Origin of the sequence: Streptomyces rugosispiralis (genome assembly GCF_024505145.1) — a bacterium.
In the GTDB taxonomy this organism is placed as follows: domain Bacteria; phylum Actinomycetota; class Actinomycetes; order Streptomycetales; family Streptomycetaceae; genus Streptomyces; species Streptomyces rugosispiralis.
This window is the reverse complement of the sequence record NZ_JANIAA010000013.1, coordinates 91,102-117,588: the sequence shown is the minus strand read 5'-3', so window position 1 is coordinate 117,588 and position 26,487 is coordinate 91,102. Positions and strand designations below refer to the sequence as shown.

At 73.6% G+C, this 26,487-nt stretch carries 21 protein-coding genes; 11 read left to right on the top strand and 10 right to left on the bottom strand.

Annotated features, from left to right (window positions below):
• Positions 1-67 precede the first annotated feature (67 nt).
• From NP777_RS21290 to NP777_RS21280, 3 genes are all read left to right on the top strand, one after another.
• The gene (locus NP777_RS21290) at positions 68-1,327 is read left to right on the top strand and encodes an aspartate aminotransferase family protein (protein ID WP_256651766.1); all 1,260 of its coding nucleotides are present in this window, start codon (positions 68-70) and stop codon (positions 1,325-1,327) included.
• An 87-nt stretch (positions 1,328-1,414) separates the two neighbouring features.
• Positions 1,415-2,887, top strand: coding sequence for an NAD-dependent succinate-semialdehyde dehydrogenase (locus tag NP777_RS21285; RefSeq protein WP_256651765.1), 1,473 nt, complete (start codon positions 1,415-1,417; stop codon positions 2,885-2,887).
• A 181-nt stretch (positions 2,888-3,068) separates the two neighbouring features.
• Positions 3,069-4,484 (top strand): CAP domain-containing protein, encoded by a 1,416-nt coding sequence (locus tag NP777_RS21280; protein WP_256651764.1) that lies wholly within the window; start codon positions 3,069-3,071, stop codon positions 4,482-4,484.
• A 53-nt stretch (positions 4,485-4,537) separates the two neighbouring features.
• Here the strand turns inward: NP777_RS21280 and NP777_RS21275 are convergent, their stop codons facing one another.
• Positions 4,538-5,290, bottom strand: coding sequence for a peptidoglycan-binding domain-containing protein (locus tag NP777_RS21275; RefSeq protein ID WP_256651763.1), 753 nt, complete (start codon positions 5,288-5,290; stop codon positions 4,538-4,540).
• 181 nt (positions 5,291-5,471) lie between these two features.
• On the opposite strand from NP777_RS21275, the gene NP777_RS21270 reads away from it, so the two are divergent.
• A complete protein-coding gene (locus NP777_RS21270; RefSeq protein WP_256651762.1) occupies positions 5,472-6,725 on the top strand; it encodes an FAD-dependent oxidoreductase in 1,254 nt (417 codons plus the stop codon).
• Between the two features lie 58 nt (positions 6,726-6,783).
• Here NP777_RS21270 and NP777_RS21265 read toward each other — a convergent pair whose 3' ends face one another.
• On the bottom strand, positions 6,784-8,304 hold the full coding sequence (locus tag NP777_RS21265) for an amino acid permease (protein ID WP_256651761.1): 1,521 nt from the start codon (positions 8,302-8,304) through the stop codon (positions 6,784-6,786).
• A gap of 58 nt (positions 8,305-8,362) precedes the next feature.
• On the bottom strand, positions 8,363-9,370 hold the full coding sequence (locus tag NP777_RS21260; RefSeq protein WP_256651760.1) for a hypothetical protein: 1,008 nt from the start codon (positions 9,368-9,370) through the stop codon (positions 8,363-8,365).
• A gap of 296 nt (positions 9,371-9,666) precedes the next feature.
• On the opposite strand from NP777_RS21260, the gene NP777_RS21255 reads away from it, so the two are divergent.
• From NP777_RS21255 to NP777_RS21245, 3 genes are read left to right on the top strand one after another with little or no spacing between them, the layout of a single operon-like run.
• Positions 9,667-11,163 (top strand): FGGY family carbohydrate kinase, encoded by a 1,497-nt coding sequence (locus NP777_RS21255; RefSeq protein WP_256651759.1) that lies wholly within the window; start codon positions 9,667-9,669, stop codon positions 11,161-11,163.
• 47 nt (positions 11,164-11,210) lie between these two features.
• The gene (locus NP777_RS21250; protein ID WP_256651758.1) at positions 11,211-12,638 is read left to right on the top strand and encodes an NAD(P)/FAD-dependent oxidoreductase; all 1,428 of its coding nucleotides are present in this window, start codon (positions 11,211-11,213) and stop codon (positions 12,636-12,638) included.
• The gene (locus tag NP777_RS21245) at positions 12,635-13,888 is read left to right on the top strand and encodes an NAD(P)/FAD-dependent oxidoreductase (RefSeq protein WP_256651757.1); all 1,254 of its coding nucleotides are present in this window, start codon (positions 12,635-12,637) and stop codon (positions 13,886-13,888) included. Before NP777_RS21250 ends, NP777_RS21245 begins: the two co-directional genes overlap by 4 nt.
• Here the strand turns inward: NP777_RS21245 and NP777_RS21240 are convergent, their stop codons facing one another.
• Positions 13,889-14,278, bottom strand: coding sequence for an RNA-binding S4 domain-containing protein (locus tag NP777_RS21240; RefSeq protein WP_256651756.1), 390 nt, complete (start codon positions 14,276-14,278; stop codon positions 13,889-13,891). It lies immediately after the preceding gene.
• A gap of 30 nt (positions 14,279-14,308) precedes the next feature.
• Here NP777_RS21240 and lpdA point away from each other — a divergent pair, with 30 nt between their 5' ends.
• Positions 14,309-15,709, top strand: a complete 1,401-nt coding sequence (gene lpdA / locus NP777_RS21235) for a dihydrolipoyl dehydrogenase (RefSeq protein WP_256651755.1) — start codon at positions 14,309-14,311, stop codon at positions 15,707-15,709.
• A 72-nt stretch (positions 15,710-15,781) separates the two neighbouring features.
• On the top strand, positions 15,782-18,433 hold the full coding sequence (locus NP777_RS21230) for a SpoIIE family protein phosphatase/ATP-binding protein (RefSeq protein WP_256651833.1): 2,652 nt from the start codon (positions 15,782-15,784) through the stop codon (positions 18,431-18,433).
• Positions 18,434-18,513: 80 nt separating this feature from the next.
• On the opposite strand, the gene NP777_RS21225 is transcribed toward NP777_RS21230, so the two are convergent.
• The 6 genes from NP777_RS21225 to NP777_RS21200 all read right to left on the bottom strand — a co-directional run bounded on the left by NP777_RS21225 (position 18,514) and on the right by NP777_RS21200 (position 24,567).
• A complete protein-coding gene (locus NP777_RS21225) occupies positions 18,514-19,512 on the bottom strand; it encodes an MBL fold metallo-hydrolase (protein ID WP_256651754.1) in 999 nt (332 codons plus the stop codon).
• 78 nt (positions 19,513-19,590) lie between these two features.
• Entirely contained in the window at positions 19,591-21,093 is a 1,503-nt protein-coding gene (locus tag NP777_RS21220) for a glutamate synthase subunit beta (protein WP_256651753.1), read from the bottom strand.
• Between the two features lie 38 nt (positions 21,094-21,131).
• Positions 21,132-22,190 (bottom strand): NAD(P)H-dependent flavin oxidoreductase, encoded by a 1,059-nt coding sequence (locus NP777_RS21215; RefSeq protein WP_256651752.1) that lies wholly within the window; start codon positions 22,188-22,190, stop codon positions 21,132-21,134.
• Positions 22,190-22,945 carry a CoA-transferase subunit beta gene (locus tag NP777_RS21210; protein WP_256651751.1) on the bottom strand — a complete coding sequence of 252 codons (756 nt, stop codon included), beginning with the start codon at positions 22,943-22,945 and terminating at the stop codon, positions 22,190-22,192. Before NP777_RS21210 ends, NP777_RS21215 begins: the two co-directional genes overlap by 1 nt.
• On the bottom strand, positions 22,942-23,805 hold the full coding sequence (locus NP777_RS21205) for a CoA transferase subunit A (protein ID WP_391858548.1): 864 nt from the start codon (positions 23,803-23,805) through the stop codon (positions 22,942-22,944). Before NP777_RS21205 ends, NP777_RS21210 begins: the two co-directional genes overlap by 4 nt.
• Before the next feature lie 6 nt (positions 23,806-23,811).
• Positions 23,812-24,567 carry an enoyl-CoA hydratase family protein gene (locus tag NP777_RS21200; protein ID WP_256651750.1) on the bottom strand — a complete coding sequence of 252 codons (756 nt, stop codon included), beginning with the start codon at positions 24,565-24,567 and terminating at the stop codon, positions 23,812-23,814.
• Between the two features lie 79 nt (positions 24,568-24,646).
• Between NP777_RS21200 and NP777_RS21195 the strand changes: the two genes are divergently transcribed.
• Together NP777_RS21195 and NP777_RS21190 are read left to right on the top strand one after the other, a co-directional pair.
• Positions 24,647-25,462: an SDR family oxidoreductase gene (locus tag NP777_RS21195; protein ID WP_256651749.1), complete on the top strand. Its 816-nt coding sequence runs from the start codon at positions 24,647-24,649 to the stop codon at positions 25,460-25,462.
• A gap of 1 nt (position 25,463) precedes the next feature.
• Positions 25,464-26,378: an SDR family oxidoreductase gene (locus NP777_RS21190; protein ID WP_256651748.1), complete on the top strand. Its 915-nt coding sequence runs from the start codon at positions 25,464-25,466 to the stop codon at positions 26,376-26,378.
• Positions 26,379-26,487 lie beyond the last annotated feature (109 nt).

The window sequence follows — 26,487 nt, the reverse complement described above, 5'->3', positions numbered from 1 at the left end:
ACCGGGTCCGTCCCCCCACCCTCGAAGTGTCCGTGCGCATCGCCGACCCGTGGGTGTGGGAGAGAACATGACCAATCTGTCGCCGCAGCTCCGTCAAGCCACTCCGGTGGTCGCCGTCCGCGGAGAGGGCGCCTACATCGACGGCGAGGACGGGCGGCGATACCTCGACTTCACCGCGGGCATCGGCGTCACCAGTACCGGGCACTGCCATCCGCGGGTCGTCGCCGCCGCCCAGGAGCAGGTGGGCACCCTCATCCACGGCCAGTACACGACCGTGATGCACCCGCCGCTGCGGCGGCTGGTCGAGAAGCTGGGCGAGGTGCTCCCCACCGGCCTCGACAGTCTGTTCTTCAGCAACTCCGGCAGCGAGGCCGTGGAGTCGGCCCTGCGCCTGGCCCGCCAGGCCACCGGCCGGCCCAACGTCCTGGTCTGCCACGGCGGATTCCACGGCCGCACCGTGGCCGCCGCCTCCATGACCACCTCCGGAACCCGCTTCCGCTCCGGTTTCTCGCCCCTGATGAGCGGCGTCGTGGTGACCCCGTTCCCCACGGCCTACCGGTACGGCTGGGACGAGGAGACCGCGACCCGGTTCGCCCTGCGGGAGCTGGACTACGTCCTGCAGACCATCTCCCCGCCCGACGACACCGCCGCGATCATCGTCGAACCGGTGCTCGGCGAGGGTGGCTATGTGCCCGCCACCGAGGGCTTCCTCCAGGGCCTGCGGGAGCGCGCCGACCGCCATGGCTTCCTGCTGATCCTGGACGAGGTGCAGACCGGGGTGGGCCGCACCGGACGGTTCTGGGGCCATGACCACTTCGGCATCCGCCCCGACATCCTGGTCACCGCCAAGGGGCTGGCCAGCGGCTTCCCGCTGTCCGGCATCGCCGCCTCCGAGGAGCTGATGAGCAAGGCATGGCCCGGCTCCCAGGGCGGCACCTACGGCGCCAACGCCGTGGCCTGCGCGGCGGCCGCCGCCACCCTGGACGTGGTCCGCGAGGAGAACCTCGTGGCCAACGCCGACGCCATGGGGGCGCGGCTGCGCGGCGGTCTGGAGGACGTGGCCGCCAAGACCCCGGCCATCGGCGATGTGCGCGGCCTCGGCCTCATGCTGGCCAGCGAGTTCGTCACCGCCGACGGTGAGCCGGACCCGGCGACCGCGGCCCGGGTGCAGCGCGCCGCCGTGGACGAAGGGCTGTTGCTGCTCCTGTGCGGCGCCTGGAACCATGTGGTCCGGATGATCCCCGCCCTCGTCGTCGACGAAGCGGCGATCGACGAGGGTCTGCGCGCCTGGTCCGCCGCCGTCAGCACCGGAACAGCGGACTCCTGACGCGCACCGCACATCACCCACGGGAGCCCGATCCGTCCGCCGGTCCGAACCCCTCGGACCGGCGGCGGTCCGATAGGAGATTGCCCTATGTCCACCCCCTCGTACCCCTCGGCCGCCGAGGTCGTCGCCGCGGTGCCCAAGCAGCTCTACATCGCCGGGTCGTGGTCCGACGCGGCGGGCGGCCAGACCATGCCGGTCGACGACCCGGCCACCGGTGAGGTGCTGTGCGACGTCGCCGACGCCGCCCCCGCCGACGGGCAGCGCGCCCTGGCCGCGGCCGAGGAGGCCCAGGAGAAGTGGGCGGCCACCGCGCCCCGCGAGCGCAGCGAGATCCTGCGCCGCGCCTATGAGCTGATCGTGGAGCGGGCGGACGCGCTCGCCGCGCTGATGACGGCCGAGATGGGCAAACCGCTGGCCGAGGCGCGTGGGGAGGCGGCCTACGCCGCGGAGTTCTTCCGCTGGTTCTCCGAGGAGGCCGTGCGCGTCGAGGGCGGGTTCTCCACGCTGCCGGACGGCAAGAACCGGATGCTGCTGATGCGCCGCCCGGTCGGCCCCTGTCTGCTCATCACGCCGTGGAACTTCCCGCTGGCCATGGGCACTCGCAAGATCGGCCCGGCGATCGCCGCGGGCTGCACCATGGTGCTCAAGCCCGCCCCGCAGACCCCGCTGTCCAGCCTGGCGCTCGCCGGGATCCTGGCGGAGGCGGGGCTTCCGGCCGGGGTGCTCAACGTGGTCACCACCTCCCGCGCCGGAGAGGTCGTGGAGCCGCTGCTGACCGGCGGGCACGTCCGCAAGCTCTCCTTCACCGGCTCCACCCAGGTCGGCCGCACCCTGCTCGCCCAGAGCGCGCCCGCGGTGGTCCGCACCTCCATGGAGCTCGGCGGCAACGCCCCCTTCATCGTCTTCGAGGACGCCGACCTCGACGTCGCGGTCGAGGGCGCCATGACCGCCAAGATGCGCAACATGGGCGAGGCGTGCACGGCGGCCAATCGCTTCTTCGTCCACTCCTCCGTGGCGGCCGAGTTCGCCGACCGGCTGGCCCGCCGGATGGGCGGGCTGGAGGTCGGGCCGGGCAACCGCCCCGGTGTCCAGGTCGGGCCGCTCATCGACCGGGCGGGGCGTGCCAAGGTCGAGGAGCTGGTCGCGGACGCCGTGGCCCGGGGCGCCGAGGTCCTGGTCGGCGGCAGCACCCCCGAGGGCCCCGGCTGCTTCTACCCGCCCACCGTGCTCACCGGGGTCTCCCCGGCCAGCCGGCTGATGGAGACCGAGATCTTCGGACCGGTCGCGGCCGTGCTCACCTTCGACGACGAGGACGAGGTCCTCGCCACCGCCAACGACACCGAATGGGGCCTGGTGGGCTATGTGTTCACCCAGGACCTGGGCCGCTCGCTGCGGGTGAGCGAACGGCTCGAGGTCGGTATGGTCGGCCTCAACACCGGACTGGTCTCCAACCCCGCGGCCCCCTTCGGCGGCGTCAAACAGTCCGGGCTCGGACGCGAGGGCGGCCGCGTCGGCATCGACGAGTTCCTGGAGTACAAGTACGTCGCGGTGCCGGTCTGACAGCACGAGTACGTCGCGGCGCCGGTCCGACGACCGCCCACCGCATTCACCGGGGGCGCCCACCGCATTCACCGGGGGCGCCCGCCGCAATCGCCGGGGGCGCCCGCCGGAACCGCCGGGGGCGCCCGGGCGTTGCCCCCATGACGCGTTGCCTCCAGATGCGCGGCGGTGAGGAGCGGACATGGGCGAGTTGGTGCCCGGCGGGAACCAGGCGCTGCCCGACGGCGCGCTGACTATCCGGGTGCCGGGCCCGTTCGACCTGTCCGCGCTGATCACCGGCGAGGACGGAAAGGTCGCGGGCGACGCCGACTTCGTCTTCTTCAACCAGCCCACCGCGCCCGGCGCCCGGCTGGACGGCGACACGGTCACCCTGCGGCCGCGGGCGCTGCGGCCCGGCGCCGCCCGGGTCACCCTCGTCATCAGCCCGGCCGACCCGGGCACCCCGCTGGGGCGGCTCCCGGCGCCCGTACTGAGCGTCCTGGACGAGCGGGGATCGCCGCTGGCCCGGTTCGCCCCGCCGCGCCCCTCGCAGGAGACGGTGCTGCTGCTCGTCGAGATCTACCGCCGGAGCGGCGGCTGGAAGGTGCGAGCGATCGGCCAGGGGTACGCCGACGGACTGGCCGGGGTGGCCCGGGACTTCGGCGTCGACGTCGCCGACGACGGAGCCGCCGCCGCGCCCGGGTCCTCCATGCCCGCGTCTCCCACCCTCGCGCCCCCCGCGCCGGTGCCTCCCATGCCTCGTATGCCCCCCACGCTCGCGCCTCCCGCCCCGGTGCCCGCCGCCCCCGCGCCCGCCGCCCCCGCGCCCGCCGACGGGGCCTCGCGGCAGGCCCTCGACGTGGTGAACGCGGCGCGGGCACGGGCCGGGGCCGCGCCCGTGGCCCTCGACGGACGGCTGACCGCGGCCGCCGAGGCGCACGCCCGAGCCATGGCCGCCCACGGCGCGCTGGCGCTGGAGAGCCCGGACGGGACCTCGCTCTTCCACCGGATCGCCGCGCACGGATACCGCCCGCTGACCGTCGCCGAGCACATCGTCTCCGGGCCGCGCACCCCACGGGAGTTCGTGGACTACTGCCTCGAAGGCGCCGAGCGCCGGAGCCCGTTCCACGATCCGGCCCTCGTCCACCTGGGCATCGGCCGCGCCGACGGCCCCACCACCGGGGACGTCTACTGGACGGCGGTATGGGCCCATCCGTTCACCCCGGACGGGCTGCTCCGGCTGGCCTCCGAGGTCATCGCCCGCACCAACGCGGAGCGCGCCGCCGCCCGGCTCGCGCCGCTCGCCCCGGACCCACGGCTGACGGCGGCCGCGCAGGCACACAGCGACGACATGGTGGCCCGCGACTTCTACTCCCACACCGGCCCCGAAGGGCAGCAGCCCTGGGACCGGGCCCGCGCCGCCGGTGCCACCCACCGCGGTATCGGCGAGAACATCGCCTGCGGCCAGCGCTCCCCGGAGGAGGTGGTGCGCGGCTGGATGAACAGCTCGGGCCACCGCGCCAACATCCTGAAGCCCGACTTCACCCACATCGGCGTCGGCCATGCCACCGGCAGCCGCGCGGGCACGTACTGGACCCAGGTCTTCGGCGCCGCCTGACGGCACCCCGCCCGGTCCGCCTCCGGCCGTGACGTCAGGTGCGCGACTCCAGATCAGGTGCGCGACTCCAGGATGCGCCGTGTGGCGCTCCCGTACACCCCGTTCGCGTCGCCCCGGATCCCGTACCACACCTGGAACCGGGAGACGGCCTGGGCCAGCGTCTGGTCGTACTGGCCGTTGACCTGCCCGTCCTGATACACGTTCGGGATCCGCAGCAGCCGCTCCTGGAGCTCGGTGACCTCCGGGCCGGTGCTCCCGAGGGTCAGCACATCGCCCGGGTCGCCAGCCGGCGGCAATTGGTCGTCCGGGGCCTGCGAGGCGGGAGCGGTCGGCGTCTGCGGCGTGCCGGAGGTCGCGGGCGCGGTGGGCGCGGTCGGTGTGGCCGACGTGCCGCCCTCGGCCGCGCCGGACGCCGAGTCCCGGGGCATCATCAGCACCAGCGAGAGGGCGACCCCCGCACCGAGCCCGGCGAGCACCAGCAGGGCGGCGCTGGGGCGCCGCCGCCCGGGCGGCGCGGGCGGTCGCTCAGGCGCGGGCGGTTGCTCAGGCACGGGCGGTGGCTCCCGCGGGGGCCAGGCATCGGCGGCGGACGGGCCGCCCGTCATCTCCTGGGTGTCGTCATCCGCCATGGGCGGCGCCTCGGGCGGGAGCTCGGTGCCCGGCGGGCGGAAGAGGTCGAGCTCCTCCATCCACCCCTCGACCGGCCCCTCCGGGGCATCGTCGTACTCCGGCGTCGCGGGGAAGATGGCGGTCGGCTCGATCACCTGACGCCCGGCTGGTCGGTCCGGATCGGGTTCGGCTGCCATACAGACCTCCTTATGCGCCCCACACCATCACGCGGGGATACGGACGCGGGCGCGGGAAGATTCAAGCCGATCGTGAACCGGAGGCCCCGGAGCCCCCGTGGCGCCGGTGTGGCGTGGTGCAGCCGGGTAACCGTACTGAGAGGGTGCCCATGGCCTCGGGGATGTCGAAGGGAGCCATGAGATGGAGCGGACCACATGCTGCGTGGTGGGCGGTGGGCCGGCCGGGATGGTCCTCGGCCTGCTGCTCGCCCGGGCCGGGGTGGAGGTCACCGTCCTGGAGAAGCACGGCGACTTCCTGCGCGACTTCCGCGGCGACACGGTGCACCCCAGCACGCTGAGGCTCCTGGACGACCTGGGGCTCGCCGACCGGTTCGCGGCCCTGCCGCAGCGGCATGTGCACTCCGTCCAGCTGCCCATAGGGCGGGGCGGCGAACTGTTCACGGTCGGCGAGATCGGCTCACTGCCGGGGAAGTACAACTACGTGGCGATGGTGCCGCAGTGGGACCTGCTCGATCTGCTGGCGGACGAGGCCAACCGGGAACCCACCTTCCAGCTGCGGACGAACACCGAGGTGACCTCCTTCCGCACGGAGCGCGGCCGGGTCACCGGAGTGCGCTACCGCGACCGCACGAACGGCTCCACCGGCGAGCTGCGCGCCACCCTCACCGTGGCCTGCGACGGCCGGGGATCGCTCGCCCGCGATCTGCCGGAACTCGGGCTCCGGGAGTTCCCCTGCCCGATGGACGTCTGGTGGTTCCGGCTGCCGCGCGAGGAGAGCGACCCCCAGGGGCTGGTGGCCAATGCCGGCGAACGCTTCCTGACCGCGATGATCGACCGTGGTGACTACTGGCAGTGCGCCGCCCTGATCCCCAAGGGGGCCGACGCCACCTGCCGGGCCCAGGGTCTCGACCGGTTCCTCGCCTCGTTCACCGAGGCCACCCCCTGGATGCGGCGCGGTCCTGCCGACCGCGGACCCGGCCCGCGGTCCTGGGACGAGGTGAAGCTGCTGGACGTACGGATGGACCGGCTCCGCCGCTGGCACCGCCCCGGACTGCTGTGCATCGGGGACGCGGCCCACGCGATGTCGCCCGTGTTCGGGATCGGCATCAACCTCGCCGTCGAGGACGCGGTCGCCGCCGCCCGCCATCTGGCCGGGCCGCTGCGCGAGGGCACCGTGGGCCTCGCCGACGTACGCGCCGTCCAGCGCCGCCGGTGGCCGACCACCGTCGCGACGCAGGGGTTGCAGCGGATCGCCCACGCACGGGTCATCGGGCCGCTGCTGCGGGGGCGTTCACCGGTCGCCGGAGGGGAGCCGCTGCGGCTGGCCGAGGTGCTCACCAAGGCACCCTGGCTGAAGCGGGCCCCCGCGTACTTCCTCGCCTATGGCGCGGGCCGCGAGCGGCCCCCGGCCGAGTCGCTGCGCCGTTCCGGATGAATGGGTGAAGCCGGGTGCGGAAAACCCTCCGCACCCGGCTTCACCCTTACGAAGACCCTCAGACGATGCCCTCGGCGATCTCCGCCTGCTCACGCGCCGAGCCGTACGCGGACGGCGTGTTGTACGAGCGCCGGGCCACGAACCACCAGATCGTGGCCAGCAGCAGCACCACGGCCAGCGCGATCGAGGCGTAGTTCATCGAGTCCGCCGTCACCGGGCTGGACTGCGGCAGACAGAACAGCACCGTCACCACCGCCACCCACACCACCGCGATCCAGCCCACCGGCTTGCTCCAGCGGCCCAGGTTCCACGGGCCCGGCTGGAACCGGTCCCCGGCGCGCAGCCGCAGGAAGATCGGGATGGCGTAGGCGGGCGTGATCCCGATGACGTTGATGGCGGTCACCGCGCCGTAGGCGGTCTCGGAGTACAGGGACGGCAGGGCCAGCACACACGCGACCGCCACCGACAGCCAGACCGCGTGCACCGGCGTCTGGGTACGCGAGCTGACCCGCTGCCACAGCCGTGAGCCCGGCAGCGCGCCGTCCCGGCTGAAGGCGAACACCATCCGGCTGGCCGCCGCCACCTCGGCGTTCCCACAGAACAGCTGCGCCACGATGACGATGAGCAGCATCGCGGTGGCACCGCCCGTGCCCAGGGCGTCGATCAGGATCTGCGCCGGCGGCACCCCGGTGGCGCTTCCCTGCGTACCGGCGTAGTCCTGGATGGCGAAGGTGAGCCCGGCCAGCAGTACGAACCCGGCCACCCAGGACACCCAGATGGCACGGACGATCCCCCGGGCGGCGTAGACGGAGGCGTTGGAGGTCTCCTCGGACAGATGCGCGGAGGCGTCGTATCCGGAGAAGGTGTACTGGGCGAGCAGCAGTCCGATCGCGGTCACGTACAGCGGATTCGACCAGCCGGTGTCATTGACGAATTCGGTGAAGACGAATTCGGGCGACTGGTGGTGGGAGGGCACGATCGCCAGCGCGCCGACGATGATGGCGACGCCCGCCAGATGCCACCACACACTGACCGAGTTGAGCACGCTGACCAGCCGCACTCCGAACAGATTCAGCGCCGCGTGCAGCAGCAGAATGCAGACGAAGATGAGCATGGTCGATTCCGGTGTGGGATCGAATCCCCACTGGAGATTGAAGAGCGCGCCGGTGAACAGGGCGGCGCCGTAGTCGATTCCGGCGATGGCCCCGAGCAGCCCCAGCAGATTGAGCCAGCCGGTGTACCAGCCCCAGGTCCGTCCGCCCAGCCGGTCGGCCATGTAGTACAGGGCTCCCGAGGTGGGGTACGCGCTGGTCACCTCGGCCAGGGCGAGCCCGACGCACAGCACGAAGAGCCCGACTCCGGCCCAGCCCCACATCATGACCGCGGGGCCTCCGGTGTCCAGCCCGAAGCCGTACAGCGTCATGCATCCGGAGAGAATGGAGATGACCGAGAAACTGATGGCGAAATTGCCGAACCCGCCCATGCGGCGGGCCAGGACGGGTTGATAGCCGAGCTCACGCAGCCGCTGTTCATCGTCCCGGTGGGGGGCGGGACTTGAACTCGACCATGCCGTGGACATGAATGTACCTCCGGAATGCTGGGGCGGGCGAGGGTGGTACAGGTGGGGGGAAGTCGGCTCAGGCGCCGGTCCCTGGTCTTGGCCCACGGGCGCCGGCCAGGGAGCGGACCCGGGCGCGAAGAAACATTTCTTCAGCCAGGGCGCGATCGCCGGCGTCGCGGGTGCGGTAGGCCCAGGGGAGCGGAGTGAAGTACGGGCCCAGCGTCTCGAAGACGCGGGCCGCGTCGGGGAACAGCAGCGCGCCCCACAGGGCGTGTGCCAGATGGTTGAGATCCAGCAGGGAACTCGTCGTGACATCAGCGTGGTCGAACCAGCCGTGCAGCGCCTTCCTCGCGTCCCGGGTGGCGTCCTCGGTGGCCCAGTGCAGGTCGAGTGCCTTCTCGTAGCCCCTCTCCTCGCGGTACCGCTCGACATGGACGTACAGCGGCAGCACCTGCAGCGCGGATCCCTCGGGCGCGCCCGAGACCACCCACTGCACGAAGTTGACCGCCTCGGCCAGCGAACCCCCGGCCCGTCGGGCGTACACGAACTGCAGCATCCGGTGGTACGCCTCGCGGTTGTACGGATCGCGCCGGTCGGCCTCCGCCAGCAGTCCCCAGGGGCCGGGGAACAGCAGCGGACCGGGCGGGGCCACCCGGTGTTCCTCCTGCCGCTGCTCCTTGTCCAACTGGGCCAGGGCCAGCAGGCACACCCAGGGCACCGGATCCGCCGGCGAGTGGTGCGCGGTCAGCTGGCAGGACTGCCACGCCTCCCGCCACAGCTCCCGGGTGCGGGAGTGTCCCTCACGGTGTGCGCGCACCGCGCGTTCCACCCCGACGCGGGTGTGCATCACCAGCGCCGCCACGCTCTGCGGCTCCTCGGTCCGCCACGCGTCCACCACATTGGATCCGGCGGCGGCCGTGGCCAGCACCTGGGTGCGCTGGGTCCACAGCGACCAGGTGCGAGTCTCCGCGAGCAGATTGCGCATCGATATCCAGCGTCCGGTGCGCAGATCCTGCAGTGCGACGCGCAGCCCGCCGTCATAGCCCGCGGGGTGGTACACGGGGCGGAACTCTTCCTCGGGCATCGGATGACTTTCGTACGGAGCTGACGTACCGGACGCGGGAAAACCAGGGGCCAGGGGGATGATTGCAGGGATCTTATAGTCCTGACACAACGATTCGGGAACGGGGGACTCCGGTCAGTGCCCGAACGGGCCGTCTTGACGCCCGCCCCGCGCCTGCACCAGGCTTTCCGGCAGGATCCGTGCCCCGTTCCGGGAGCGCATCGCCCCCGCACCGCCGTTCCCCGAACCCGCCGTCCCCCCGAGCCACCGTCCCCCGAGCCCGAAGCGATCCGCCCGTCCCGAGCGAAGAACCGGACATGCTGCCTGCAGAGCGTCGCCACCGCACCCCGGCCGACCCCGCGACCGGCCCGGTCCTCGCCATCGACCAGGGCACCTCGGGCACCAAGGCGCTGGTGCTCTGCCCGGAGCGCGGGGTGATCGGCTCCGCCGAGGTGCCCGTACGGCCCCGTTATCTGCCCGGTGGACTGGTCGAGGTCGATCCGGCCGCGCTGCTCACCTCGGTCCTCGAGGCCGGACGCCAGGCCCTCGCGGCCGCGGGGGAGCCGGTCGTGGCGGTCGGGCTGGCCAACCAGGGCGAGACCGTGCTGGCCTGGGACCCCGTCACGGGAGAGCCGCTGACGGACGCGCTGGTCTGGCAGGACCGGCGGGCCCACACGGTGTGCGAGCGACTCGCGCCGCACGCCGAGACGCTGCGCGAACTCACCGGGCTGCCCCTCGACCCGTACTTCGCGGCGCCCAAGATGGCGTGGATCCGGCGCCATCTGACCGGCGAGGGCGTGGTCACCACGAGCGACGTCTGGCTGGTCCACCGGCTCACCGGCGCGTTCGTCACCGACGCCGCCACCGCCGGACGCACCGGGCTGCTCGACCTGGACCGCGTCACCTGGTCCCCGAAGGCGCTGGACCTCTACGGACTGGCCGCCGAACGGCTGCCGCGCGTCGTCGACGCCGCCGGGCCGGTCGGCACCACCACGGCCTTCGGCGGCGAGGTCCCGCTCACCGGGCTCCTCGTCGACCAGCAGGCCGCCCTGCTGGCGCAGCGGGTGACCGAACCGTCCACTGCCAAGTGCACCTACGGCACCGGCGCCTTCCTCCTCGCCCAGACCGGCGACCGGCCGCTACGCGGCCCCCACGGGCTGGTCTCCTGCGTGGCCTGGCGGTTCGGCGGGCGCACCAGCTACTGCCTGGACGGACAGGTCTACACCGCCGCCTCCGCGGTGCGCTGGCTCAGCGACCTGGGGGTGATCCAAGGGCCCCAGGACCTCGACCCGGTCGGGGGGACCGTGCCCGACACCGGGGGAGTCACCTTCGTACCGGCGCTGGCCGGACTCGCCGCGCCCTGGTGGCGCGGCGACCTCAAGGGCTCGCTGACCGGACTCGGCCTCGGCACCACCGCCGGACATCTGGTCCGCGCCCTGTGCGAGGGCATCGCCGCCCAGGTCGTGGAGATCGCCGAGGCGGCCGCCTCCGACCTGGGCGCGCCGCTGACCGTCCTGCGCGTCGACGGGGGACTGACCCGCTCGGCGCTGCTGATGCAGACCCAGGCCGATCTGCTGCAGCGGCCGGTGGAGGTGTCGGCGCTGCCGGACGTCACGGCGCTGGGCGTGGGCGCCGCCGCGCGGATGGGGCTCGACCCGGGCCTGACGGTCGAGGAGGCGGTCCCCGCGTGGGAGCCCGCCGCCGTGTACGAGCCACGGATCAGCGCGGAGCGGGCCGTCGAGCGGCTGGCCGCCTTCCGCTCGGCCGTGGCCGCGCTGCTGGACCACGCGCCGACGGCCGCCGCCCACGACTGAGCCCCCGCGCACCAGGAGCCGTGTCCACCACCGAGCAAGGGACCAGCATGACCGTTACGACCACGGGTGACCTCCCCGACGAGGTCTACGACGTGGCCATCGTCGGCGCCGGGGTGGTCGGCGCCGCCATCGCCCGCGAACTGGCCCGGTACCGCTTGCGGATCGCCCTGGTCGAGGCGTCGAACGACGTCGGCAACGGCACGTCCAAGGCCAACACCGCGATCCTGCACACCGGCTTCGACGCCACCCCGGGCACCCTGGAGGCCCGCCTGGTGCGCGAGGGCTACCAGCGGCTGACCGCCTACGCCGCCGAGACCGGCATCCCGCTCGAACCGCTCGGCGCGCTGCTCGTCGCCTGGGACGGGGAGCAGCTCGCCGCGCTGCCGGCCCTCGCCGAGAAGGCCGTCCGCAACGGCTACGACGAGACGGCCATCCTCGACGCGGACGCGGTCTACGCCCGCGAACCGCATCTGGGCCCCGGTGCCCTCGGCGCGCTCGAGGTCCCCGGCGAGAGCATCATCTGCCCCTGGACGACGACGCTCGCCTACGCCACCCAGGCGGTCCGCGCGGGCGTCGCCCTGCATCTGAACTGCCCGGCCGGGGCCATCACCACCGGCGCGGACCACCACGAGATCGCCACCCCGCGCGGGGTGCTGCGCACCCGTCACCTGGTGAACGCCGCGGGGCTGTACTCGGACGAGATCAACCGGCGGCTCGGCCACGAGGAGTTCACCGTGACCCCGCGCCGCGGCCAGCTCATCGTCTTCGACAAGTTCGCCCGCGGCCTGGTCGACCACATCCTGCTGCCGGTGCCCACCGCGCTCGGCAAGGGCGTACTGGTGGCGCCGACCGTGTACGGCAATGTGATGCTCGGCCCCACCGCCGAGGAGCTCGACGACAAGACCGCCACCGGATCGTCGGCCGAGGGACTGGCCTCGCTCCGCGAGAAGGGCGCGCGGATCCTGCCGGAGCTGCTGGAGGAGGAGGTCACCGCGGTCTACGCCGGGCTGCGTGCCGCCACCGAGCACGGCGACTACCAGATCCACGCCGACCCCGGGCGGCGGTATGTCGCCGTGGGCGGCATCCGCTCCACCGGGCTCACCGCCTCGATGGCGATCGCCGCGCATGTGGCGGAGCTCCTCGTCGACTGCGGTCTTGACCCCGGGCCCGAGCGGGAGATCGAGCCCGTGCGGATGCCCACCATCGGCGAGGCGTTCCCGCGCCCCTACCAGCGCGCCGACCTCATCGCCGCGGACCCCGCGTACGGCACCGTGGTCTGCCACTGCGAACGCGTCACCCGGGGCGAGATCCGCGACGCGCTGACCGCCACCGTGCCACCGGGCTCGCTCGACGGGCTCCGGCGCCGCACCCGGGCCCTGGCCGGGCGCTGCCAGGGATTCTTCTGCGGCGCCGCGGTACGCGCCCAGTTCGAGGCGGCCACCGCGGCCCAGGACCGGACGGAGGCCCGGCGATGACCCCCACCGACCGTACCCACCGCACCGTCGACGTGCTGGTCATCGGGGCCGGACCGGCCGGGCTCGCGGTCGCCGCGCGGCTGGCCGCCGCCGGGGTGGACCGGGTCGAGGTCCTCGACCGCGAACAGCGCGCGGGCGGCATCCCCCGCCATTGCGACCACATCGGATTCGGACTGCGCGATCTGCGCCGGGTGATGACCGGACCGGACTACGCCCGCCACCACATCGCCGCCGCGATCCGGGCCGGGGCCGTGCTGCGCACCGGTGTCGCGGCCACCGGCTGGGCGGGGCCGCGGACCGTGGACATCACCGGTCCGACCGGCCTGGAACGGATCACCGCCACGGCCGTCGTCCTGGCCACCGGTGCCCGGGAACGCCCGCGCGGCGCCCGGTTGGTGCCCGGTACCCGGCCGGCCGGTGTCTTCACCACCGGACAGTTGCAGCAGGCCGTCCATGTGCACCACCAGAGCGTCGGCCGCCGCGCCGTCATCGTCGGCGCGGAACGGGTCAGCTACTCCGCGGTGGCCACCCTGCGCCGGGCCGGGGCCGGGGTCGTCGCCATGGTCACCGACCAGCCCCGCCACCAGACCCACCCGGCGCGCCACCTCGGCATCCGGCTGCGCCACGGCGTTCCGCTGGTCACCGACGCCACCGTGGCCGAGCTGACCGGCCGGGCGCGGCTGGAGAGCGTACGGCTGCGGCACCGGGACGGCAGGTTCGCGGCCATCGGCTGCGACACCGTCGTGTTCACCGGCGACTGGATCCCCGACCACGAACTGGCCAGAAGCGCCGGGATCGCCCTCGACCCCGGCACCCGGGGCCCGGCCACGGACGCCGAGTTCCGCACCGGCGCACCCGGGGTCTTCGCCGTGGGCAATCTGCTGCACCCGGTCGAGACCGCCGATATCGCCGCCCTCGACGGCCGGTTCGCCGCCGAGCCCGTACTGCGCCATCTCGCGGGTGTGCCATGGACCCCGGGGCCGCTGCCGGTGCGGGTCGAGGCGCCACTGCTGTGGATCTCACCCAACCGGCTCACCCCGGACGGGCCCCGTCCGCCGCGCGGCCGATTCACCCTGCGCACCACGCGGTTCCTGACCCGGCCGGTGCTCACCGTCAGCCAGGACGGCCGGACGCTGCACCGCGGGCGCCTGCCTCATACGGCGGCGCCCAACCGGCCGTTCCACCTGCCCGCCGACTGGATCGCCGGGGCCGACGCACACGGCGGCCCCGTGCGTATCACCGCGGGCTGATCAGCCGAGGCCCCCGGGCGTACCGCGCAGCCGCTCCATCTCGCGCCGGTCGCGCTTGGTGGGGCGGCCCGTCCCGCGGTCGCGCAGCCCGATCGGCACGGTGTGCTCGCGCGGGGGCGGCGGCGGGCTGTTGTCGACGTAGCACTCCACCGCCACCGGCGCCCCGACCCGCTTGCGCACGATGCGCGAGACCACCACGATCCGGTCGCGCCCCGCATGGCGCAGCCGCACCTCGTCCCCGGTTCGCACCGTGTGCGCGGGCTTGACGCGCTCGCCGTTGACCCGGACGTGCCCCGCGCGGCAGGCCGAGGACGCCATGGAGCGCGTCTTCGTCAGCCGCACGGACCAGATCCAGCTGTCCACCCGTACGGACCCCTCGTCTGAAGCCATACCCCGACTCTAATGTCTAAGGTGCGACGCATGAGCGCACATTTCGACGTGGTGGTCCTGGGCGCCGGGCCGGGTGGCTATGTCGCCGCGATCCGCGCCGCCCAGCTGGGCCTGACCACGGCCGTGGTCGAGGAACGCTACTGGGGCGGCGTCTGCCTGAACGTGGGCTGCATCCCGTCCAAGGCCCTGCTGCGCAACGCCGAGCTGGCCCATCTGTTCATCCACGAGGCCAAGGACTTCGGCATCCGGGTGAACGGCGATGTCACCGTGGACTACCGCGACGCGTTCGAGCGCAGCCGCAAGGTGGCCGACGGACGGGTCAAGGGCGTCCACTATCTGATGAAGAAGAACAAGATCACCCAGTTCGAGGGGCGGGGCGGCTTCACCGGACCGCACGAACTGCTGGTCACCCGCTCCGGCGGTGGCACGGAGACGCTCACCTTCGACCACTGCGTCATCGCCGCGGGCTCGATCACCAATCTGCTGCCCGGCACCTCCCTCAGCGAGCGGGTGGTGACCTACGAGGAGCAGATCCTCTCGCCCACCCTGCCCGGCAGCGTCCTGATCGCGGGCGCGGGCGCCATCGGCGTGGAGTTCGCGTACATCATGCACAGCTACGGGGTGCAGGTGACGCTCGTGGAGTTCATGGACCGGATCGTGCCCCTGGAGGACGAGGAGGTCTCCGCCGAGCTCACCCGGCGCTTCCGCAGGCTCGGCATGAACATCCTGACCTCCACCCGGGTGGAGGCGATCAACGACGCGGGCCCCGCGGTCAAGGTCATGGTGACCACCGGCGGCCAGCGGCAGACCCTCCAGGCCGCCCGGGTGCTCCAGGCCATCGGGTTCCGGCCGCGGGTGGAGGGATACGGACTGGAGCACACCGGCGTCCGGCTGACCGAACGGGGCGCCATCGCCATCGACGGCCGGTGCCGCACCAATGTGCCGCACATCTTCGCCATCGGCGATGTCACCGCCAAGCTGATGCTGGCGCACGCCGCCGAGTCCATGGGCATCGTCGCGGCGGAGACCATCGCCGGGGCGGAGAGCATGGAGCTGGACTATGTGATGATCCCGCGCGCCACCTTCTGCCAGCCGCAGATCGCCAGCTTCGGCTGGACCGAGGCCCAGGCGCGCGAGCGCGGCTTCGACGTCCGGGTGGCGAAGTTCCCGTTCACCGCCAACGGGAAGGCCCAGGGGCTCGGCGACCCCGTCGGCTTCGTGAAGCTGATCGGTGACGGCCGCCACGGCGAGCTGCTGGGCGGCCATCTCATCGGCCCCGAGGTCACCGAGCTGCTGCCCGAACTCACCCTCGCCCAGCAGTGGGATCTCACCGTGCACGAGGTGGCCCGCAACGTCCACGCCCATCCGACCCTCAGCGAGGCGGTGAAGGAGGCCGTCCACGGGCTGGCCGGACACATGATCAATTTCTGACCGCGGATGCTCCCACCCCGGCCGCCACCAGGTGTGCGACCCGCGGATGTGCGTTAGACAGAGCATGTGAAGGTGCGCTCGGCGCTGGGCTCGCGCAGTGTCGGCGGGCAGGTGTTCGCCCTGATGCTGATCATCGTGACGCTCCTGGTGCTCGCTGCGGGGGCCACGCTGTCCCTCCAGGCGCGCGGCAGCCGGGACAGCCAGGCCCGGGGCCGTGCGCTGACCGTCGCACGGACGGTCGCCGTCGCCCCCGGTGTCCAGCGGGCGCTGGAGTCCCGCGACCCCGCCAGGACCCTCCAGCCCTACGCCGAGACGGTCCGGCGGCGGACCGGTGTCGACTACATCGTGGTGACCACCCCCCGGGGCGTCCGCTGCAGCCATCCGAACCCGAAGCTGATCGGCAAGCGCGTCGACGGCAGCCTCTACCCGGCCACGGTGGGCCGGGCGTTCACCGACAAGACCCCGGGCGTCACCCGTCCGGCCCCCTCGATCCGGGCCGCCGTCCCGGTCACCAACGCCCGGGGCCGGGTGATCGGCGTCGTCAACGTCGGGGTGTCCATCCCCTCGGTGGCCCGCACGGTCAGCCGTCAACTGCCGGTGATCTACGGCTCCACGGCCTTCGCCCTCCTCCTGGGCGGGGGCGGCGCGGCGCTCGTGGCCCGGCGGCTGCGGCGGCAGACCCACCGGCTCGGCCCCGCCGAGATCACCAGGATGTACGAACACCACGACGCCGTGCTGCGCTCGGTCCGGGAGGGGGTGCTGATCCTCGACGACGAGGGGCGGCTGCTGCTCGCCAACGACGAGGCGCTGCTTCTGCTGGGTCTCGCGCCCGACACGCACGGACGGCAGATCACCGATGTCGGCCTGGACCAGGAGATCGCCGGGCTGCTCGCCTCCGGCCGCGAGGCCACCGACGAGGTGTACGAGGTCGGGAACCGGCTGCTGGCGGTCAACCAGCGCCCGGCGGAACGCGTCGGACAGCCCTGGGGCAGCGTCGCCACCCTGCGGGACACCACCGAGCTGCGCTCCCTGACGGACAAGGCCGACCGGGCCTACGCACGCCTCCGGCTGCTGTACGAGGCCGGAGTCCGCGTGGGCAGCAGCCTCGACATGGAAGGCACCGCCCAGGAGCTGACCCGGGTCGCCGTGCCGCGCTTCGCCGACTACGCCACCGTCGATCTGCACGAGGCCGTGCTGGGCGGCGAGGAGCCGGGCGACCGGGACTCGCCGCTGCGCCGGGCCGCCTTCAGCGGCATCCGGCCGGACCCCCCGCTGCGCCGGGTCGGCGAGCGGGTCTCGTCCTTCCCCGTGACCCAGCGGGCCGGGGGCACCGGTCAGGCGCGCGTGTTCGCCACCGGCGAGCTGCCGTCCCACCCCGACTGGACGCCCCAGGACCCCGAGCGGCTGGGGTGGGTGATGGAGTACGGCATCCACTCGCTGCTGACCGTGCCGCTCAGCGGGCGCGGCGTCCGGCTGGGCCAGGTGGCGTTCTGGCGCTCGGGGGACGCCCCGCCGTTCGACGAGGAGGACCGCACCTTCGCCGAGGAACTGGCCGGTCAGGCGGCCGTCGCCATCGACAACGCCCGCCGCTACGCGCGCGAGCACGCCACCGCCCTCGCCCTCCAGGAGAGCCTGCTGCCGCGCGGCCGCCCCGAACAGCAGGCCGTCGTGGCCGCCCAGCGCTATCTGCCCGCCCCCGGCGGGGTGCGGGGCGACTGGTTCGACGTCATCCCGCTGTCCGGGGCCCGGGTCGCCCTCGTCGTCGGCGATGTCGTCGGCCACGGACTGCACGCCGCCGCGACCATGGGCCGGCTGCGCACCGCCGTGCGCAACTTCTCCGTCGTGGACCTGCCCCCCGATGAGCTGCTCGCCCGGCTCGACGACGTGGTCGACCAGCTCGACCGGGAGGAGACCGCCACGGGCGGCGGCGCCGGGGCCGCCGGGGCCACCTGCCTGTACGCGGTCTACGACCCGGTCTCCCGGCACTGCACCCTGGCGCGGGCCGGCCATCCGCCCCCGGCCCTGGTCCACCCCGACGGCTCGGTGACCTTCCTCGACCTGCCCGCGGGCCCGCCGCTGGGGCTCGGCGGACGGCTCTACGAGGCGGCCGAGACGGAGCTGCCCGAGGGCAGCCGGCTCGTCCTCTACACCGACGGGCTGGTCCAGGACCGCGAACAGGACATCGAGACCGGGCTCGAGCGGCTCCGGGACGCCCTCACCGATGCCGACCCCGACCCGGAGCGGGCCTGCGACACCGTGATGGCCGCCCTGCTCTCACCGCGCCGCACCGACGACGTCTGCCTGCTCATCGCCCGCACCACCGCGCTGGACGCGCGCCGGGTGGCCTCGTGGGACCTCCCGGCGGACCCGGAGGTGGTGGCCCGGATGCGGGCGGCCGTCGCCCGCACCCTGGCCGAGTGGAACCTGGAGGAGGCCGCCTTCACCACCGAGCTGGTGGTCAGCGAGCTGCTCGGCAATGCCATCCGGCACGCGGTGGGCCCCGTGCGGCTGCGGCTGCTGCGCAACCGGGCGCTGATCTGCGAGGTCGCCGACGGCAGCACCACCGCGCCCCATCTGCGCCGGGCGGCCACCACCGACGAGGGGGGACGCGGGCTGTTCCTCGTCGCCCAGATGGTCCAGCGCTGGGGCACCCGGTACACCAGCCAGGGCAAGATCATCTGGACCGAGCAGGACCTCCCGGCCGCGGAGCGCGCCCTGCGGTGACCGGCGCCGTCGTGTCGCCACGGGCCCCCGTCACCCGCGTCCCACCGGGGTGGTCGGGCCGAGGCCATCGGCGCGTCCTGTCAGGCCGAGGCCGTTGGCGCGTCCTCGCGCCGCTCCCATGCCACCTGGGCCAGATCGGCCATGGTGGCCACGAGGTCCGCCGCCTCCTCCGTACCGTTCAGATGCCGGTACTCCGAGCCCACCGTGATCACCAGCCGCTCGGGCAGGCCCAGCGACGGATGGGCGTTCTCGGCGATCAGGGTGCGGGCGGCCTCCAGGGCCGGCACCCCCGCGGTGTGCAGCTGCCGGGTGCGGTCCCGAAGCTGCTCCAGATAGCCGATGTGGCCGCGCACCCCCTCCCGGTCGAGGACCGGGCCATGGCCGGGGACGATCACCTCGGCCCCGGTCGCGAGCACCCGCTCGCACGCGGCGATCACATTGTCCAGCGGGCCCGCCCAGTGCACCGGGTGGTCGCCGGGGTCCTGCGGACCGGAGGCGAAGATGACATCGCCGGTGAACGCGACCCTCTGCCGCGGCAGATACGCCACCAGATCGCCCGCGGTGTGCGCGGACTCCAGGCTGAACAGCCGCACCGGCACCTGGCCCACCCGCAGGTCGAGTTCGCCCACGAAGGTGAGCGTCGGCTCGACCACCTCGGTGGCGGACCAGTCGAACCGCCCGAAGTGCCGCTGGAGGTACCAGCCGAGCGGAGTCGCCGGATCGCTGCCGTGCACCAGACCGTGCAGCTGCTGCGGCGAGGGCTCGTACTCGATGTGGCCGAGCGCCTCGCGGGTGGCCACGATCTCCGCGTCCGGTACGACCTCCGCGCCCCACAGGTGGTCGCCGTTGGCATGGGTGACGATCACCCGCTCGATCCGGCCCCGGCCGGGCAGCAGGGCACGGCTGTGTTCCAGGAACTCCCCGGCCATCCGGCGGTCGTAGGGGCTGTCGATCCAGGCGGCGTGGCCGTCGGGCGAGACGATCAGACCGCAGTTGGCCAGACCCCAGCCGGCGCTCGGGGTCGGGGACCAGATGTGCACACCGTCGGCCACGGTGAGGAGGGGGGATTGCGAGATCATGGACGCACACTATGCCCGCGCCGCACGCCCGCGGCAGGCGGCCCGCCCCGCCCGCGTGCGTTCCCGGCCACCGCCGCGTCACGCCGTCATCGGCAGGTCGGTCGGCCCGACCGGCGCCGGGAGCGTCGTGGAGCCCGCGAGATAGCGGTCCACGGCGGCCGCGGCCGAGCGGCCCTCGGCGATCGCCCAGACGATGAGCGACTGCCCACGGCCCGCGTCGCCCGCCACGAACACCCCGTCCGCGCCGGTGGCGAAGGACGCGTCGCGGGCGAGGGTGCCGCGCTCGTCGAGCTCGAGACCGAGCTGTTCCAGCAGGCCGCCGTCCTGCTCCGGGCCGCGGAAGCCCAGGGCCAGCAGCACCAGATCCGCCCGCAGCACCCGCTCGGTGCCGGGCCCGGGCTCCCCGTCGGCACGGGCCCCGACCAGACACAGCGCCCGGACACCGCCGTGCGGCCGCTCCGCGTCCGGTGCGGTCCCCTCGAAGCGGACCGTGGTCGCGGAGAAGACCCGCGCGTCCACGTCCGCCTCCGGGGAGGCCGCCAGCTCCCGCGCCTCCTCATGGGCGGCGGACATCCGGTAGATCTTGGGGTGGACGGGCCAGGGCTCGCCCTCCGCCCGCTCGTCGCCGGGCCGGGGGTGGATGTCCAGCTGGGTCACGGAGGCGGCGCCCTGCCGCAGCACGGTGCCCAGACAGTCCGCGCCGGTGTCCCCGCCGCCGACGATGACCACATGCTTGCCCTCGGCGGTGATCGGCGGCCGGGGGTAGTCGCCCTCCAGCACCCGGTTGGCCATCGGCAGATACTCCATCGCCTGATGGATTCCGGCCAACTCCCTGCCTGGAACCGGGAGTTCACGCCATGCCCTGGCGCCCACGGCTATCACGACCGCGTCGTAGCGCGCCCGGAGCTCGGCGGCGTCCATATCGGTGCCGATGTCCACGCCGGTGCGGAACTTGGTGCCCTCCGCGCGCATCTGCGCCAGCCGCCGGTCCAGATGGCGCTTCTCCATCTTGAACTCGGGGATGCCGTAGCGGAGCAGCCCGCCCACCCGGTCGTCGCGCTCGTACACCGCCACGGTGTGGCCCGCACGGGTGAGCTGCTGTGCCGCGGCCAGGCCGGCGGGGCCCGAGCCGACGACGGCGACGGTCCGGCCGCTCAGCCGGTCCGGTGGCTTGGGGGTCACATGGCCGCTCTCCCAGGCCCGGTCGGCGATGGCCACCTCGACGTTCTTGATGGTGACCGCCGGCTGGTTGATGGCCAGCACACAGGCGCTCTCGCAGGGGGCCGGGCAGAGCCGGCCGGTGAACTCGGGGAAGTTGTTGGTGGCGTGCAGCCGCTCGCTCGCGCGCAGCCAGTCGTCACGGGAGACCAGGTCGTTCCACTCCGGGATGAGGTTCCCCAGCGGGCAGCCCTCGTGGCAGAACGGGATGCCGCAGTCCATGCAGCGGTCCGCCTGGGCGTTGATGATCGGCAGCAGTCCGCCGGGCGCGGGAACCTCGTCCCAGTCCCGCACCCGCTCGTCCACCGGACGCCGGGGCGGAAGACGACGGGGTGTGGTGAGGAAACCCTTGGGGTCGGCCATGACGACCTCCCATTACCCGTGTCATGGTCTGGCCGCTTTCACCCCACTGTACGACCGCTGGTCAGCCCGTCCAGGGTCGCCGCCGCCTCGGCCATGATCCGGTCCACCAGCTCCGCGCAGGAGGGCAGATCCTCGATCACCCCGGCCACCTGACCGGAGGCCATCACGCCCGTATCGGTGCGGCCGTCCACCATCGACGCCTTCAGCAGCATCGGGGTGGTGGCGGCCAGCAGGACCTGGCTCCAGGTGAGGTCCTTGCCGTGCCGCATCGCCAGTCCGTCGCGTACCATCCGGGGCCAGCTCAGCCCGGCCAGCCGCCGGAACGCGGCGGCGTGGCGGACGGCGCGCAGGAGCGCGGCGGCGCGCCCGGAGCGCTCGAGGGAGTCGACCAGCTCGCTGCGGAGCATCCGGTGGGGGAGTCCGTCGACCGCCGTGGTGACGGTGACATCGGTGACCGCCGCCGCCAGATAGCGCGCCTTCACCGCGTCCGGGACCGTGCTGTCGGAGGTGAGCAGGAAGCGGGTGCCCATGGCGATCCCCGCCGCCCCGTAGGCGAGCGCGGCCGCCAGCCCGCGTCCGTCGTGGAAGCCGCCCGCGGCCACGACCGGGATGTCCACCGCGTCCACGACCTGGGGGAGCAGCACGGTGGTGGCCACCTGCCCGGTGTGGCCGCCGCCCTCGGCGCCCTGCACCACCACCGCGTCCGCGCCCCAGCCCGCCACCTTCTCCGCGTGGCGCCGGGCGCCCACGGACGGGATGACCACCACGCCCGCGTCCTTGAGCCGGTCGATCAGCTCACGCCTGGGGGCCAGCGCGAACGAGGCGACCCGCACCCCCTCCTCGACGATGATCCGCACCCGCTCCGCCGCGTCCCCGGCGTCGGCGCGCAGATTGACGCCGAAGGGCGCGTCCGTACGGGCGGCGACCTCGCGCACGGCCGAGCGCAGCCGCTCGGGCGACATGGTCGCGGAGGCCAGGATGCCCAGCGCCCCGGCGTTCGCCACGGCGGACACCAGCCGGGGCCCGGCCACCCACCCCATGCCCGTCTGGACGATCGGATGGCGCACTCCGACGAGCCGGGTCAGCGGGGTGTCCATCAGGACGGCACCTCCCGTTCGCGGGCCCGCTCCGGGTCGATGACCTCCCGGATCAGCCGCAGCTCGGCGGGGGTCGGCTCCCGGGTGGACGGGACGTCGTCGGCGATCTCGAGGGGGAAGCCGGTGGCCTCCCGCACCGCCTCGGCGGTGACCCTCGGATGCAGGGAGCGCACCCGCAGGGTGCGGTCGGGCGTGGCGAAGTCGAGGACCGCCAGATCGGTCACCACACACCGGAGGTCATGGAAGCGGGTGGCGGCCGGCCCCGCGGCCGCCGCCCGGTCGTGGCCCACCCCGCACACCATGTCGACACGTTCGACGAAGACCCGCCGCGAATGCCGGGGCACCCAGTAACTCGTGGGGTTGTTCAGGGTGTTGACCGGCGCTCCCCGCACCCCCAGCAGCTGCCGTCCGGGCCGCTTCCAGTCGCCGATACAGCTGATGTTCTGGTTGCCGTGGCGGTCGAGCTGGCTCGCGCCCATCATCACATGGCGCCGCCCGCCGGTGACCAGCGCCAGATGCGCCCGGTACGGCAGCCACCCCTCCACCACCTCCGGATCGCCCAGCTCCGGATCGCCGCCCACGATCATCGCCTCGCCGTCCGTCAGCATCAGCTCGGGCGCGAAGGTGAGCTTGGCCAGCCGGGCGCCGATCCTGGGCACCGCGCCCATCGGGGCGGCCAGGATCTCCCCGTCGCCCCGCCATGCCTCGGCACAGGCCACCACGCAGTACTCGGCCCGGGTCACCCCGCCGGTCATGCGCCCTCCCTCCCGAACGCCGCCACCGCGGCCCGGTACCGCTCCTCGTCCCCGGACAGAAACCGCCTCGTGAACTCCCGCCACGCCGTCGGGTCGGCGGCGGCCTTGGCGTACGCGCTCTGGAACGCCTCGTCCCGTCCGTAGTCGGGGACGCAGGAGGTGAAGTGCGCGCCCTGCGGGGTCTCCACCACACCGGTCACCGCATGCCGTTTGACCAGCAGCGTCTGCGGGCCGCCCGCGTCCGCGAACTCGGCGGTGGCGACGACGCGTTCACAGGAGACATACGCCTCGGCGGCCGCCTCGCAGAACAGATCGTCGAAGTACGGATCGGGCCCGAGGTACTGCCCATTGCCCCGCGCGTCCGCCCGGTTGAGGTGCACCAGCGCCACGTCCAGCCGCAGCGCGGGCACCGCCACCAGCTCCTCGCCGTCCTCGTACGGCGATGTCACCGTCCGGAGGCCGGGGTTGACCGTCATGACATCCGAACCGAGCCCCGCGCGTGCGGGCAGGAACGGCAGCCGGTGCACGGCCGCGGTCAGTCCCCACATCATCATCGACTCGTCCAGCTCGGTCAGTTCGATGTCCCCCCGCTCGCGCGCCGCCCGGAAGTGCGGCTCCAGGGGGATCGAGTCGAGCGTCGCGAACGCCGTCACCAGCTTGCGGACCTTCCCGGCGGCGGTCAGCAGCCCGACGTCCGGGCCGCCGAAGGAGACCACGGTCAGATCGGTGACCTCCGACCGCAACAGGGCGCGGACCAGCGCCATGGGCTTGCGCCGCGACCCCCAGCCGCCGATGCCGACCGTCATACCGCTGTGGATCCGGCCGACGGCCTGCTCGGCCGTCATCGTCTTGTCGGTCAACGCCGCTCACTCCTTCCCGGTGCTCCTGGCGACGAACGCGTCGCGGTGCCCGTCGGACAGGCCCGCCAGATTGGCCTCGAAGGTGAAGCCCTGCTCGAAGCGGTAGCTCCGGCCCACATCGACCGGATCGATGCCGTTGATGGCCGCCTTCGCGAGCCGCAGCAGCGCACCGTCCTTGGCGGCGATCTCCCCGGCCAGCTCCAGCGCCGCCTCCCGCAGCCCGGCGCGCGGCACGACCCGCCACACCGAGCCGTGGCGGTGCAGCTCCTCGGCGGTCGCGGTGCGCGCGGTGTAGTACAGCGTGCGCAGCAGATGTTGCGGGACCAGCCGCGCCAGATGGGTGGCCGCGCCCAGCGCGCCCCGGTCCAGCTCGGGCAGGCCGAACGTGGCGTCCTCGCTGGCCACGATCGCGTCGGCGTTCCCGGCCAGCCCGATGCCACCGCCCAGGCAGAAGCCGTGGACGGCGGCGACGACCGGGACCGGGCAGTCGTAGACGGCGGCGAACGCCTCGGCGCATCCGTGGTTGGCACCGATGAGCGCCGTATGGCCCTCGGCCGCCTGGATCTCCTTGATGTCCACGCCCGCGTTGAAGCCCCGGCCCTCGGCGGCCAGCACCACACAGCGCACCGACGGGTCGGCGCCCGCGGCGCGCAGTGCGTCGGCCAGCTCGTACCAGCCCCGCACGGGAAGGGCGTTGACGGGTGGGAAGTCCATGGCGACCAGGCGGACACCGGCCGCGGGGGCGGAGGTGGAGACACCCATGAGCAGATCCGATACCTTTCCACCAAACATTTGTTAGGTGAGAAGGTAGCAGCGCTCATCGCGCAGCGGGAGGTGTCTTGTGGCCGTCACCATCGATCTCGCCGGGCGCGTCGCCGTGGTCACCGGCGGCACGCGCGGCGTCGGAGCGGGGATCACCCGGGCCCTGCTCACCGCGGGGGCCGAGGTGGTGATCTGTGCGCGCCGCGCGCCCGACGAACCCGTCGAGGTGGACGGGCGCACGGCGCGCTTCGAATCGCTCGACATCCGGGACCCGGACGCGGTCGAGGCGTTCTTCGCCCGGCTGCGCCGCTCCCACGGGCGGCTCGACCTGCTGGTCAACAACGCCGGAGGAAGCCCCTACGGGCTGATCGCCGAGGCCGGGCAGCGGCGCGCGGCGCGCGTCGTGGAACTCAATCTGATCGCTCCCATGACCGTCTCCCTGAGCGCGTACGAGCTGATGCGCCATCAGGAGGGCGGGGGCTCGATCGTGATGATCGGCAGCGTCAGCGGCACCCGGCCGTCCCCCGGCACCGGACCCTATGGAGCCGCCAAGGCGGGGCTGGAGAACCTGGCCCGCACCCTGGCCGTGGAGTGGGCCCCCGCGGTCCGGGTCAACACGCTCGTGCTCGGCATGGTCCGCACCGAACTGTCGCATCTGCACTACGGGGACGAGGAGGGCATCGCCGCCGTCGGCCGGACCGTGCCGCTCGGGCGGATGGCCGAGCCCGTCGAGGCCGGAGACGCCTGTGTGTTCCTCGCCTCCGGGCTGGCCGAGTACATCAGCGGCGCCAGCATCGCCATCCACGGAGGCGGGGAGCGCCCCGCGTTCCTCGACGCCGCCAACGTCAACCAGCCGGCCCCCGGCACCGGCCGGGCAGAACCACGGGAGGACTGAGATGAGCGGACTGTGCGACGGGCGCGTCGCCGTCGTCACCGGAGCGGGCCGCGGCCTCGGGCGGGCGCACGCGCTCGCCTTCGCCGCCGAGGGCGCGAAGGTCGTCGTCAACGACCTCGGCGTGGCCCCGGACGGCGCCGGGGCCTCGGCGGGCCCGGCCCAGCGGGTCGTCGAGGAGATCCGGGCCGCGGGCGGGGAGGCGGTGGCGCACGGCGGCGACATCGCCACCACCGACGGCGCCGCCTCCCTCGTGGCCACCGCCCTCGACACCTACGGCCGGCTCGACACCCTCGTCAACAACGCCGGATTCCTGCGCGACCGCATGCTCGTCAACCTCGGCGAGGACGAGTGGGACGCGGTGATCCGCGTCCACCTCAAGGGCCACTTCCTGCCGCTGCGGCACGCCGCCGCCCACTGGCGCGCGGAGGCGAAGGCGGGCCGCGCCCCGGTCGCCCGGGTGGTCAACACCAGCTCCGGGGCCGGGCTGCTGGGCAGCGTCGGACAGGGCAACTACTCCGCGGCCAAGGCCGGGATCCTCGGCCTGACCTCGGTGGCCGCCGCCGAGCTCGGCCGCTACGGCGTCCAGGTCAACGCCATCGCCCCGGCGGCCCGCACCCGGATGACGGAGACGACGTTCGCCGGTGACATGGCCGCGCCGGACGACCCCGCCGCCTTCGACGCGATGGCCCCCGCGAATGTCTCACCGCTCGTCGTCTGGCTCGGCTCGGCCGCCTGTGCCGGGGTCACGGGCCGGGTCTTCGAGACGGAGGCCGGGCGGATCACCGTCATGGAGGGCTGGCGGCCGGGCCCCACCGCCGACAAGGGTGCCCGCTGGACACCGGCGGAGGCCGGTGAGACCGCGCGGAAACTCCTCGCCGGGGCCGAACCGCCGGGGCCGGTGTACGGGGCACCCTGACACGCCGTCCGGCCCCTACGGGGTGGGGACAACCCCCGTACGGGAAGGGCGGCAGCGGGATGGGAACCCGGTGCGCCACGACGGCACGATGATCCGCGAACGGCACACG

Coding starts and splice junctions, on each gene's coding strand:
- NP777_RS21265 (WP_256651761.1), bottom strand. CDS start 8,304: ATGTCCACGGCATGGTCGAGTTCAAGTCCCGCCCCCCACCGGGACGAT.
- NP777_RS21260 (WP_256651760.1), bottom strand. CDS start 9,370: ATGCCCGAGGAAGAGTTCCGCCCCGTGTACCACCCCGCGGGCTATGAC.
- NP777_RS21275 (WP_256651763.1), bottom strand. CDS start 5,290: ATGGCAGCCGAACCCGATCCGGACCGACCAGCCGGGCGTCAGGTGATC.
- NP777_RS21270 (WP_256651762.1), top strand. CDS start 5,472: ATGGAGCGGACCACATGCTGCGTGGTGGGCGGTGGGCCGGCCGGGATG.
- NP777_RS21215 (WP_256651752.1), bottom strand. CDS start 22,190: ATGGACACCCCGCTGACCCGGCTCGTCGGAGTGCGCCATCCGATCGTC.
- NP777_RS21240 (WP_256651756.1), bottom strand. CDS start 14,278: ATGGCTTCAGACGAGGGGTCCGTACGGGTGGACAGCTGGATCTGGTCC.
- NP777_RS21225 (WP_256651754.1), bottom strand. CDS start 19,512: ATGATCTCGCAATCCCCCCTCCTCACCGTGGCCGACGGTGTGCACATC.
- NP777_RS21220 (WP_256651753.1), bottom strand. CDS start 21,093: ATGGCCGACCCCAAGGGTTTCCTCACCACACCCCGTCGTCTTCCGCCC.
- NP777_RS21280 (WP_256651764.1), top strand. CDS start 3,069: ATGGGCGAGTTGGTGCCCGGCGGGAACCAGGCGCTGCCCGACGGCGCG.
- NP777_RS21200 (WP_256651750.1), bottom strand. CDS start 24,567: ATGGGTGTCTCCACCTCCGCCCCCGCGGCCGGTGTCCGCCTGGTCGCC.
- NP777_RS21250 (WP_256651758.1), top strand. CDS start 11,211: ATGACCGTTACGACCACGGGTGACCTCCCCGACGAGGTCTACGACGTG.
- NP777_RS21210 (WP_256651751.1), bottom strand. CDS start 22,945: ATGACCGGCGGGGTGACCCGGGCCGAGTACTGCGTGGTGGCCTGTGCC.
- NP777_RS21285 (WP_256651765.1), top strand. CDS start 1,415: ATGTCCACCCCCTCGTACCCCTCGGCCGCCGAGGTCGTCGCCGCGGTG.
- lpdA (WP_256651755.1), top strand. CDS start 14,309: ATGAGCGCACATTTCGACGTGGTGGTCCTGGGCGCCGGGCCGGGTGGC.
- NP777_RS21245 (WP_256651757.1), top strand. CDS start 12,635: ATGACCCCCACCGACCGTACCCACCGCACCGTCGACGTGCTGGTCATC.
- NP777_RS21290 (WP_256651766.1), top strand. CDS start 68: ATGACCAATCTGTCGCCGCAGCTCCGTCAAGCCACTCCGGTGGTCGCC.
- NP777_RS21255 (WP_256651759.1), top strand. CDS start 9,667: ATGCTGCCTGCAGAGCGTCGCCACCGCACCCCGGCCGACCCCGCGACC.
- NP777_RS21190 (WP_256651748.1), top strand. CDS start 25,464: ATGAGCGGACTGTGCGACGGGCGCGTCGCCGTCGTCACCGGAGCGGGC.